Origin of the sequence: Pseudomonas sp. FP215 (assembly GCF_030687795.1) — a bacterium.
Lineage (GTDB): Bacteria > Pseudomonadota > Gammaproteobacteria > Pseudomonadales > Pseudomonadaceae > Aquipseudomonas > Aquipseudomonas salmasensis.
On record NZ_CP117447.1, the window covers coordinates 1,486,865 to 1,497,248 of the forward strand.

Consider the following 10,384-nt stretch of genomic DNA (forward strand, 5'->3'; position numbering starts at 1 on the left):
TGTTTTTGTTACATTAATTTTTGGCGATTATTGACAAAAAAACCGCGCTCCAAAGGCGCGGTTTCTTGTAGACGGCCCGGCTGCGTGGGCCGGGCGTCAACATGATTTCAGAGCTTCAGGAGCTTTTTGCCTGGCGTTGCAGTTCGAGAGTTTCGAGCTCGTTTTTATAATTATTGGCGTCGCTCTCGTTGTGAAACATGCCGACCAATACGTCTTGCTGATGGACATCCCAGATGTGAATCCCGTGGCCTACGGCTTCATGGGACATATGTTCATCGTCGCGTTCAGTTACTTTTACAGTCATCTGCTTGCTCCAATCTCTGGTTGATCTGCGGCAAGTCGTCGCAGGCCTCTGTTATATGATTTGTTAGCTTGCTAAGTAAACTGATTTTGCGCGCAATAATTCATTGCAGGAAACGCAACAATGCTGCAGGCCGCGTAAACCAAGGCATTACGTCGCCACCACCGGGGCTTTATGACAAAAGTTTCATGTTCCGGGCGACCAGGTTGACCTCGGCACCGCCATCGCAGGCAAGCCAGCTCCCACCTTGAAATGCATTCCACTGTGGGAGCTGGCTTGCCTGCGATGGCTGTAGGTATCTACACAACTTTGTGGGCTATAGCAGCAGACGGTAACCACGATGCGAAGCGAGCCGCTCTTGATCTGCTTTTGATCTTAGGCGCCCCGTTAAACCACGCTGGCCGGAATTCGACAGGGATTTGGGGGGTAAACCGGCAGGGATGCCGGTTTAGCCGCCCCGCGCCATGGATGGCGCGTGGCGGCGGCCCCCCAAATTACTGGCGGATTACGGGCACACCGAGCCTAAGCGAGGTGCCGAGTGGTGGGGCAAGAGCGTTTTGCTTACTTTTGCGCTTTTCAAAAGTGAGCCGCCGTCAGGGCGGAATCCTAGGTGGCCGTTACCTAAATAACGGATATGTACCCGGTCCAGCTGTGTTGGCTGTCAGGCCGTCTTCGCGAGCAAGCCCGCTCCCACAGGTTGATCGCGGGGTGCCAGATAGATGGGCGTCGGCTGTCCGGTCGTCACGGGAGCAAGCTCCCTCGCCACAGGTGTAGCGTCGTACCGAAGTTGTGTAGATACCTATGCTGCGATAGCGGTAGTGGCCGCGCCTAAAATTGCAGGCAAAAAAAAGCCCCGCATTCAGCGAGGCTCTTTTCCGGTGCATCAGCAATCAGCTGCCTTTGACGGCCTTACCGTCAACGGTGCCATCCTGCAGCATGATGTTGTATTCCTTGCCATCGGTCTCAACCTGACGCAGGGCAACCAGGATGCCGCCCTGGTTCTTGGCAAACCACATCTGGGTGATGCGCTTGCTCTGCGACGGGTCGCGCACGCGCTCGACCTTGATCGCGTCGATCGAACCGACCTTGGTCTGGACCTTTTCCGAGCCGATCACGCGGAAATCGTAGGTATCGGTATCGGTACCCTCAACCACGCGGTAGCTCATGCTCTTTTTGCCCGCAGCCACATCACGCTGCAGGGCGAGTTGGTAGGTGGACTTGTCGAGCATGCCGCTTTCGAGCGTGACATTGACCGGGTCTTTGTTTTCAAAGCCGGTGACTTTCTTGGCGCTCTGGTCGAAGTCCAGGTTGATCTTCTTCGCCTTGCCCAGGCCGCCGCGTTCGAAGCTGTAGCTCTTGGGTTGCAGGGTGTCCTTGTCGAACAGGATCACGCTGGTTTCGGTCAAGCTGGCGATCATCATCGAGGCCTTGAAATTCAAGGTCCAGGTACCGTCGCCATTCTTGGCCAGGCTGCGTTCAGCCGAACCGCTCATGGGCAGTTGTTTCCAGTCGGCGGTGTAGCTGACGGAGAAGGGGTGAAGGTCTGCCGCTTGTACGGCAGGCAAAGCGAACAGCGCAAAAGCGAAAAGCAGGGCGCGACGCATAAAATCTCCTAGGTTCGAATCAAGTGGCCGCTGGCCGCGAGTAACTGGCCGTCCAATAATGCACCCTGGTCGCCAAGAATCAACCGTCCTTCGGCAAACCAGCGAACAGCCAGCGGGTAAATCCTGTGTTCCTGGGTATGAACCCGTTGCGCAAGCGTCTGCGCCGAGTCGCCTGACTCTACCGGAACCACTGCCTGTACGACCAGGGGCCCGCCATCGAGTTCCTCGGTCACAAAGTGCACGCTGCAGCCATGCTCACTGTCGCCGGCGTCGAGGGCGCGCTGGTGGGTGTGCATGCCTTTGTACTTTGGCAGCAGGGAAGGGTGGATATTGAGCAGGCGCCCTTCGTAGTGCCGGACGAAATCTGCGCTGAGAATGCGCATGAAGCCGGCAAGGACCACGAGTTTGGGCTTGAAGGCGTCGATCAGTTCGATCAAGGCGCTGTCGAAGGCCTCGCGACCGTCGAACGCCTTGTGATCCAGGGCGCGGGTGTCGATACCCGCGTCACGGGCGCGTTGCAGACCGTAGGCGTCGCTGCGGTTGGAAATCACCGCAGCGATGCGCACCGGGCTGTCGCCGGTGCGCGTGCTGTCGATCAGGGCCTGCAAGTTACTGCCGGTGCCGGAAAGCAGCACCACGACATCACAGGTCTGGGGCATCAGTGAGCCTTGAGGTTCTTCAGTTCAACCTGGGCTGCGCCTTCGGCGGCAGTGGCGATCTGGCCAATGACCCAAGGTTGCTCGCCGGCTTCACGCAGCACGTTCAGCGCGGTTTCAACGTGTTCCTGCGCAACGCAGATCACCATGCCCACGCCGCAGTTCAGCACGCGGTGCATTTCGGTTTCGTTGACGTTGCCTTTCTCTTGCAGCCAATCGAAGACTGCCGGGCGCTGCCAGCTGGCTACGTCGACAATCGCCTGGGCGCCTTTTGGCAGGACGCGCGGGATGTTGTCCAGCAGGCCGCCACCGGTGATGTGGGCCATGGCCTTGACGGCACCGGTGTCCTTGATCAGCTTGAGCAGTGGCTTGACGTAGATGCGGGTCGGCGCCATCAGCAGGTCGGTCAGTGGCTTGCCGTCGAGCTGGATGTTCTCGATGTCGGCGCCGGACACTTCGATGATCTTGCGGATCAACGAGTAGCCGTTGGAGTGCGGGCCGGACGATGGCAAGGCGAGCAGGGCGTCACCAGCAGCGACTTTGGAGCCGTCGATGATTTCGGCTTTTTCCACCACACCCACGCAGAAGCCGGCCAGGTCGTAGTCTTCGCCTTCGTACATGCCTGGCATTTCAGCGGTTTCACCGCCCACCAGGGAGCAACCCGACAGTTCGCAGCCAGCGCCGATGCCGGTCACGACCTGGGTCGCGGTCTCGACATTGAGCTTGCCGGTGGCGTAGTAGTCGAGGAAGAACAGCGGCTCGGCGCCGCACACCACCAGGTCGTTGACGCACATGGCGACCAGGTCGATGCCGATGCTGTCGTGCTTGTTCAGGTTCAGGGCCAGGCGCAGCTTGGTGCCCACGCCGTCGGTGCCGGACACCAGTACAGGCTGCTTGTAGCCGGCCGGGATTTCGCAGAGGGCGCCAAAACCGCCCAGGCCACCCATGACTTCAGGGCGCGCAGTGCGCTTGGCGACGCTCTTGATGCGTTCGACCAATGCTTCACCGGCGTCGATGTCTACACCGGCGTCCTTGTAGCTCAGGGAGGGTTGCTTGCTCATGATCCAGGCCTTTAGGGGGGATTTCTGGGTAACGACCGGGCGGGCGGGGGCTTTTGGAAAGGGCCCTGCCGTTGACGGTCTGCGAAGGCGCGCGATTTTATCAGGCTTGAGGGGCAGCGGCCATCCTCGGGCCGACGGGCAGGGCATATGAGCTCAAAAAAATGCAAATCGGGCCGGTAATCGTGCGTATTAAGGTATAGCCTTGAGCTCGCTAGCGTTATGACAGTATGAAAACTTACCGGGACCCTGTGAATGTTTTACCGGTCGCTGTGTCACAGCCTTGCCAAACCGAGATCACGCGGTCTGTTCCAACCGCTAAATTTGTCGTTCGGGAATCTTCCATGCGTCTGTGTAAATTCTTTTTTGTAGGCTGCTTGTCGTTGGTCAGCCTGGCGAGTCATGCCGAAACCCTCAATGGCCTCTATCAAGTACTTGAACCGGTCAGCAGCCAGTCGCCCCAAGAGCGTGACCAAGCCACCCAGCGTGCCGTGCAGACCCTGGTGATCCGCCTGACCGGCGACGCCAAGGCCGCCGAAGGCCCGGGCCTGGCGGCTATCCGCAAAGACCCGCAACAAATCATCAGCCAGTACGGCTACGACGCCGGCCCGCCGGAAAGCCTGCAAGTGGACTTCGACCCGGTCAGCACCGACCGCGCCTTGCGTGATGCGGGCCTGTCGATCTGGGGCAGCAACCGGCCGTCGATCCTGGGTTGGTGGCTCAACGATTCAACCGAAGGCAGCAGCCTGGTCGGCGATGGCCAGGCCGTTGCCCAGGCCCTGCGCCGGGCCGCGCAACACCGGGGTCTGCCGCTGCGCTTGCCGCTGGGAGACCTGGATGAACAGGTAGTTGCCACCGCGCCGAATCTTGAAAGCCCAGACGCCACGCCTTTGCGTGCAGCGTCCGAGCGCTACGGTGCCGATGCGTTGCTGGCGGTGCATGCGCGTCAGGAAGGCAGTCAATGGCAGGCCAAATGGCGCCTGTGGCTGGGCGACAAGGCTGAGGAGGGCACCGCCCAAGGCGCTGACACTGCCGCGCTCGCCGATGCGGTATTGCTGGCGGTCAGCCAAAAGCTGGCGCCACGCTTTGCGGTCAAGCCGGGCGTGAGCACTGAGCAACTGCTTGAAGTACAAGGCATGAACCTGGAGCGCTACGCTGCCCTGGGCCGCTTGCTGGAGCCCTTTGGCGGCCAGCCGCAGTTAGTGGATGGCAACCGGATCGTGTATCGCGTCAATGGCAGCGCTGAACAACTGCGCACCCAATTGAGCTTGGCCAAGCTGCAGGAAATTCCTGCTGGCGAAGCCCCGGCCCAGCCAGTCGTGGTCGATGGCACGCAACCGGCTGCTGCACCTGAGCCCCAGGCGCAACTGCGTTTTCGTTGGTAAACGGTGTTCCTCCTTCTATATAGAAGAAGGGCGTAGATAACAGATGGAGTGGTTTATGGCGGATACGCGTCGTTGGGTGTGGCTTGGCGGGATTGTCCTGCTGTGCGTTTTTGTGTTCTTGCTGCATTCGATCCTGACGCCGTTCCTGGTGGCGCTACTGCTCGCCTACCTGTTCGATCCGGTGGTGGATCGCCTGGAAAAAGTCGGCATGTCGCGCACCTGGGGCGTGATCACGGTGTTTGCGCTGTTCACGTTGATCATCACGGCGCTGGTGTTGATATTGGTGCCGATGTTGGCCAAGCAGCTGTTTCGCCTTTATGAACTGGCGCCGCAGATGCTCGACTGGTTGCAGCACACGGCAATGCCGTGGGCCCAGTCCAAGTTCGGGCTGGCAGATGGCTTCTGGAAGTTCGACAAGGTCAAGGCGGCCATCAGCGAACATATGGACAAGACCACCGACATCGTTACGGTGGTGCTCAGCCAGGCAACCGCGTCGAGCCTGGCGCTGATCGGCTGGTTGACCAACCTGGTGCTGATCCCGGTGGTGGCGTTCTACCTGCTGCGAGACTGGGACATCATGATGGCCAAGATCCGCAGCCTGCTGCCCCGTGACCGTGAAGAGCGCGTGGTTTCCCTGGCGGCGGAGTGTCATGAGGTGCTGGGTGCGTTCGTGCGCGGGCAGTTGCTGGTGATGCTCGCCCTGGGCGTGATTTACGCTGCCGGCCTGATGGCGATCGGCCTGGAGCTGGGGCTGTTGATCGGCTTGATTGCGGGCCTCGCGGCCATCGTGCCCTACATGGGCTTTGTGATCGGCATCGGTGCGGCGCTGGTGGCCGGGCTGTTCCAGTTCGGCGGCGACCTGTACCCGATGCTGGGGATTGTCGCAGTGTTCATGGTGGGCCAGGCCTTGGAAGGCATGGTGCTGACGCCACTGCTGGTGGGCGATCGAATCGGCCTGCACCCGGTGGCAGTAATCTTTGCGATCCTGGCGGGTGGCGAGCTGTTCGGCTTTACCGGCATCCTGTTGGCGCTGCCGGTGGCGGCGGTGATCATGGTGCTGGTGCGCCATGTGCACGACCTGTACAAGGATTCGGACGTTTACACAGGGGTGGATGAGCCCGAGTTGTAATCGCAATGTCACAAACCCGGCCTTGGCCGGGTTTGTTATTTCTGGCGCCGGGTGCGTCAAACAATTTGCGTAAACCTGCGAGTTAACGCAAACCTTTGATTTTGCTTGTGGTCTGCTGCATTGTGCGCCCGGCGTCACGGGTATAAACTTTGCAAACTTTACACAGAGGCCACTAACGGTTCGATGGGAGCCGTTCAGTCAGCATGAAACCGATTCAGCTGCCCCTAGGTGTGCGTCTGCGTGATGACGCTACCTTTATCAACTACTACCCAGGCGCCAATGCCGCTGCACTCGGCTATGTCGAGCGGCTCTGCGAAGCCGACGCCGGGTGGACTGAAAGCCTGATCTATCTGTGGGGCAAGCATGGCGTGGGGCGCACCCACCTGCTGCAGGCCGCGTGCCTGCGGTTCGAACAGATGGGCGAACCGGCGGTGTACCTGCCCCTGGCAGAGTTGATGGACCGCGGCATCGGCATCTTCGATAACCTTGAGCAGTACGAGCTGGTGTGTCTCGACGACTTGCAGGCAGTGGCCGGCAAGGCGGAGTGGGAAGAGGCGCTGTTTCATTTGTTCAACCGCCTGCGCGACAGCGGCCGACGCCTGCTGATTGCGGCGTCTACCTCGCCTCGCGAGCTGCCGGTGAAGCTGGCCGACCTCAAGTCGCGGCTGACCTTGGCGCTGATCTTCCAGATGCGCCCGTTGTCCGACGAGGACAAGCTGCGTGCGCTGCAACTGCGTGCTTCCCGCCGTGGCCTGCACCTGACCGACGAAGTCGGGCACTTTATTCTTACCCGTGGTACCCGCAGCATGAGTGCGCTGTTCGATTTGCTTGAACAGCTCGACCAGGCTTCTTTGCAGGCGCAAAGAAAATTGACGATCCCTTTTCTGAAAGAGACCTTGGGTTGGTAAGGCCTTGATTTTCCATATGTCGGCATTTTCAAGGCGTCAGAAAACCTGCGTTTGAGCCTTAAGGGCTACGCAACTGAAGCAAAAAATGGAATCACGGCTTAGATGTCATGGTCGAAACGGGAAGTCACATAGATCACGATTGAATTTGCAAATCGATGTGATAGAGGGCATAGTCTCGGCTTCTTTACACATCAGCCACGGTCGTGCCCATGCTAAATCGCTTCGCACCCCTCGTGCCTCTCGCACTCGTTACCCTGTTGTTTGGTTGCGCCTCCCACCCTCAGCAGGTGGCAGAACAGCAAAAACCACAGGTTCAAAATCAGGCAAAGTTCGTTGCTGCACAGTCTGCTTCTGTTTATGAAGAAGAGGTGGCAACCGAAAAAGAACTCGCCGAGTTCTCCGACAGCAAGCCTTACCAGCTGCCACTTCTGGCCGACAGCATCCTTGAGCGCGGCATGTCCTTGATCGGTACCCGTTACCGTTTTGGCGGCACCTCGGAAGCCGGTTTTGATTGCAGCGGGTTCATTGGCTACCTGTTTCGTGAAGAAGCCGGTATGAACCTGCCGCGCTCCACGCGCGAGATGATCAACGTGAATGCACCGTTGGTCGCACGAAACAACCTCAAGCCCGGTGATCTGCTTTTCTTTAGTACCAGTGGCCGCGGTCGTGTCAGCCACGCCGGTATCTACCTGGGCGATAACCAGTTTATTCACTCCAGCAGCCGCCGCAGTGGTGGTGTTCGGGTCGATAACCTGGGTGACAGTTACTGGAGCAAAACCTTCATCGAAGCCAAGCGCGCACTCGCCATGGCCCCGACGACGGTTACCGCTAGTAAGTAAAGTTAAAGTGATACTTGAAGTTTGACGTGTAAGCGCTAGAATCCCTGGACATTGTTGTCATCCGTTCGCGCGAGCTTTGCTTGCGCGTTCTGGTTTTCAACGTTCGGCAGCGAAAGCCGCATCCAGACCAGGATTGTTCTGCACATGTCGACCTCGGCCCGCCTGATGCTTATTGTTTGCGCCGCGCTGCTCAGCGCCTGCGCCAGTCGCACACCGCCGCCCGCGCCCGTCGCGGTCAAGCCTAAGCCGGTGTTCAACTATGCCACCCAGAATTTCTCGCCGGCTGCCGAAGACGTGCTCTTTCGTGCGCTAGGCCTGGTCGGCACGCCTTATCGCTGGGGCGGCAACACACCGGACTCGGGTTTTGATTGCAGCGGCCTGATCGGCTTTGTATTCCGCGACGCTGCCGGCATCTCATTGCCGCGCACCACCCGTGAATTGATCGTGATGCGTGCCCAGGACGTCAGCGAACAAAACCTGCAAACCGGCGACTTGCTGTTCTTCGCCACCGGTGGTGGTTCGCGGGTCAGCCATGCGGGCATTTATGTGGGGGAGGGGCGCTTCGTACACGCGCCGCAAACTGGCGGTACGGTGAAGCTGGATACGCTATCCAAAGCGTATTGGCAGAATGCCTACCTGAGCGCCAAGCGGGTACTGCCAGCGAATCTTGCGCGTAACCCCTGAGCCGAACACAGCACCCCATGTGGGAGCGGGCTTGCTCGCGAAGGCGGAGTGTCAGTCGATAAACTTTCTGACTGAACCACCGCTTTCGCGAGCAAGCCCGCTCCCACATTGTTTTTGTGGCGCTGTTCAAATGGATTATTTGGCCGCAGTAACCCGCCAAACCTTATTGCCCACATCATCGGCCACCAGCAAATCCCCCTGCTGATCAATCACCACGCCAACCGGCCGGCCCATGGCTTTCTCATCGCTATCAAGAAACCCCGTCAGCACATCCACCGGTTGCCCTTTCGGCTGGCCCCCTTCGAACGGCACGAAAATCACCTTGTAGCCACTGTGCGGCTTGCGGTTCCAGGAACCATGCTGGCCGATAAATGCGCCATGACTGAAGGGGGCGGGGAGTTTGCTGCCTTCGGCGAAGGTCAGCCCCAGCGACGCAGTATGAGGGCCTACCGCATAGTCGGGAGCGATGGCCTTGGCGACCATGTCCAGGTTCTGCGGGGTGACACGTACGTCCACATGCTGGCCGTAATAGCTGAACGGCCAGCCATAGAAGCCGCCATCCTTGACCGAGGTGATGTAGTCCGGCACCAGGTCACTGCCAATCTCATCGCGCTCGTTGACCGCCGTCCACAACTTGCCGCTCTGTGGCTCCCACGCCATGCCGTTGGGGTTGCGCAGGCCAGAAGCAAAAATGCGGTGCTGGCCGCTGGCGCGGTCGACTTCCCAAATGGCGGCGCGACCCTGTTCGGCTTCCAGGCCGTTTTCGCCGACGTTGCTGTTGGAGCCGACGCTCACGTACAGCTTGCTGCCGTCCTGGCTGGCCACTACGTTTTTGGTCCAGTGGTGGTTCAAAGGGCCACCGGGTAAATCCACCACCTTGGTGCCGGGGGAGGTGATCGCGGTTTCACCCGGCTGATAGGCGAAGCGCAGCAACTTATCCGAATCGGCCACATAGAGGTCGTTACCCACCAGGGTCATGCCAAACGGCGAATTGAGGTTTTCCAGGAACACCGTGCGAGTTTCTGCCACGCCATCATGGTCGGCATCGCGCAGCAAGGTAATGCGGTTCGGGCTCGGCACGCCGGCGCCAGCGCGGTCCATGACTTTTTCCATCACCCAGCCGCGTAGGCCTTTGGTATCGTCCGGCTTGGGCGGTGCATTGGTCTCGGCCACCAGTACATCGCCGTTGGGCAATACGTAGAGCCAGCGCGGGTGATCCAGGCCTTCGGCAAACGCGGCCACCTGGGTGCCGGCGGCGGCGACGGGCTTGGCGCCTTCGGGCCAGCTGATGGCCGGGGCGATATTGACAGTGGGGATCAGCGTCTTGTTCGGCTCCGGCAGCCGGGGCGAGGGCCCGGTGCCGTCGGCGACCTGCAGGGTCGAGCTTTCGCCGCACGCAGCGAGGCTGCCGGCGAACATGATCATTAGGGCGAGTCGGGTTTTAGGCATGGTTTTCTCCTTGATACCTGTAGGGGTAGAGAAGCACGAACGGCGGATGGTTCAAGTACAAGGCCAGCTTTAATTGACGCTCCACCCCCAACCCACTAACCTTCGCGGCTTGTTCCAGGTGCTCTGTGGCGTACGCGTCGACGGAGTGAAACAGGGAAGCCGGTGAGTGAGCGCACTTGTACACAGTGCTGCCGCGATTCCGGCGCTGCCCCCGCAACGGTAAATGAGTCAAGACGGTGCTGTTTGCCACTGTATCGCGTGCGATATGGGAAGGCGCACCCTCGGCTGCTTGCTATCAAAAGCGCCACTCATGAGCCCGGAGACCGGCCTGGATCATCCAACAGCATCACGGTGGGCGATGCTTGGCTGTC

At 59.7% G+C, this 10,384-nt stretch carries 10 protein-coding genes and 1 riboswitch; of the genes, 5 read left to right on the forward strand and 5 right to left on the reverse strand.

Translation table 11 applies throughout. The annotated features are described in order from the left end of the window. Positions 1–115 precede the first annotated feature (115 nt). The 4 genes from PSH76_RS06725 to purM form a co-directional block, all read right to left on the reverse strand. Complete coding sequence (locus tag PSH76_RS06725; RefSeq protein WP_034128323.1) at positions 116–304, reverse strand: hypothetical protein; 189 nt, start codon at positions 302–304, stop codon at positions 116–118. A gap of 887 nt (positions 305–1,191) precedes the next feature. After that, complete coding sequence (locus PSH76_RS06730) at positions 1,192–1,905, reverse strand: DUF3108 domain-containing protein (protein ID WP_032895894.1); 714 nt, start codon at positions 1,903–1,905, stop codon at positions 1,192–1,194. An 8-nt stretch (positions 1,906–1,913) separates the two neighbouring features. Continuing rightward, positions 1,914–2,564: a phosphoribosylglycinamide formyltransferase gene (purN, locus tag PSH76_RS06735; protein WP_305493784.1), complete on the reverse strand. Its 651-nt coding sequence runs from the start codon at positions 2,562–2,564 to the stop codon at positions 1,914–1,916. Further along, a complete protein-coding gene (purM, locus tag PSH76_RS06740) occupies positions 2,564–3,622 on the reverse strand; it encodes a phosphoribosylformylglycinamidine cyclo-ligase (RefSeq protein WP_014719398.1) in 1,059 nt (352 codons plus the stop codon). The genes purN and purM overlap by 1 nt, the downstream gene beginning before the upstream one ends. A 341-nt stretch (positions 3,623–3,963) precedes the next feature. Between purM and PSH76_RS06745 the strand changes: the two genes are divergently transcribed. From PSH76_RS06745 to PSH76_RS06765, 5 genes are all read left to right on the forward strand, one after another. Beyond that, positions 3,964–5,004 (forward strand): DUF2066 domain-containing protein, encoded by a 1,041-nt coding sequence (locus PSH76_RS06745; RefSeq protein WP_305493785.1) that lies wholly within the window; start codon positions 3,964–3,966, stop codon positions 5,002–5,004. A 55-nt stretch (positions 5,005–5,059) separates the two neighbouring features. Continuing rightward, positions 5,060–6,133, forward strand: a complete 1,074-nt coding sequence (locus tag PSH76_RS06750) for an AI-2E family transporter (RefSeq protein WP_003193054.1) — start codon at positions 5,060–5,062, stop codon at positions 6,131–6,133. A 203-nt stretch (positions 6,134–6,336) separates the two neighbouring features. After that, complete coding sequence (gene hda / locus PSH76_RS06755; RefSeq protein WP_003193052.1) at positions 6,337–7,041, forward strand: DnaA regulatory inactivator Hda; 705 nt, start codon at positions 6,337–6,339, stop codon at positions 7,039–7,041. Between the two features lie 209 nt (positions 7,042–7,250). After that, positions 7,251–7,880, forward strand: coding sequence for a C40 family peptidase (locus PSH76_RS06760; protein ID WP_003193051.1), 630 nt, complete (start codon positions 7,251–7,253; stop codon positions 7,878–7,880). A 144-nt stretch (positions 7,881–8,024) separates the two neighbouring features. Further along, positions 8,025–8,564 (forward strand): C40 family peptidase, encoded by a 540-nt coding sequence (locus PSH76_RS06765; protein WP_032895899.1) that lies wholly within the window; start codon positions 8,025–8,027, stop codon positions 8,562–8,564. A 135-nt stretch (positions 8,565–8,699) separates the two neighbouring features. On the opposite strand, the gene PSH76_RS06770 is transcribed toward PSH76_RS06765, so the two are convergent. Beyond that, positions 8,700–10,013 (reverse strand): sorbosone dehydrogenase family protein, encoded by a 1,314-nt coding sequence (locus PSH76_RS06770; protein ID WP_305493786.1) that lies wholly within the window; start codon positions 10,011–10,013, stop codon positions 8,700–8,702. Positions 10,014–10,112: 99 nt separating this feature from the next. Continuing rightward, positions 10,113–10,360, forward strand: a riboswitch (cobalamin riboswitch). Positions 10,361–10,384 lie beyond the last annotated feature (24 nt).

What these genes read in the sequence shown, in the direction of transcription:
- PSH76_RS06725 (WP_034128323.1), bottom strand. Translation starts at nt 304, where the DNA reads ATGACTGTAAAAGTAACTGAACGCGACGATGAACATATGTCCCATGAA.
- PSH76_RS06730 (WP_032895894.1), bottom strand. Translation starts at nt 1,905, where the DNA reads ATGCGTCGCGCCCTGCTTTTCGCTTTTGCGCTGTTCGCTTTGCCTGCC.
- purN (WP_305493784.1), bottom strand. Translation starts at nt 2,564, where the DNA reads ATGCCCCAGACCTGTGATGTCGTGGTGCTGCTTTCCGGCACCGGCAGT.
- purM (WP_014719398.1), bottom strand. Translation starts at nt 3,622, where the DNA reads ATGAGCAAGCAACCCTCCCTGAGCTACAAGGACGCCGGTGTAGACATC.
- PSH76_RS06745 (WP_305493785.1), top strand. Translation starts at nt 3,964, where the DNA reads ATGCGTCTGTGTAAATTCTTTTTTGTAGGCTGCTTGTCGTTGGTCAGC.
- PSH76_RS06750 (WP_003193054.1), top strand. Translation starts at nt 5,060, where the DNA reads ATGGCGGATACGCGTCGTTGGGTGTGGCTTGGCGGGATTGTCCTGCTG.
- hda (WP_003193052.1), top strand. Translation starts at nt 6,337, where the DNA reads ATGAAACCGATTCAGCTGCCCCTAGGTGTGCGTCTGCGTGATGACGCT.
- PSH76_RS06760 (WP_003193051.1), top strand. Translation starts at nt 7,251, where the DNA reads ATGCTAAATCGCTTCGCACCCCTCGTGCCTCTCGCACTCGTTACCCTG.
- PSH76_RS06765 (WP_032895899.1), top strand. Translation starts at nt 8,025, where the DNA reads ATGTCGACCTCGGCCCGCCTGATGCTTATTGTTTGCGCCGCGCTGCTC.
- PSH76_RS06770 (WP_305493786.1), bottom strand. Translation starts at nt 10,013, where the DNA reads ATGCCTAAAACCCGACTCGCCCTAATGATCATGTTCGCCGGCAGCCTC.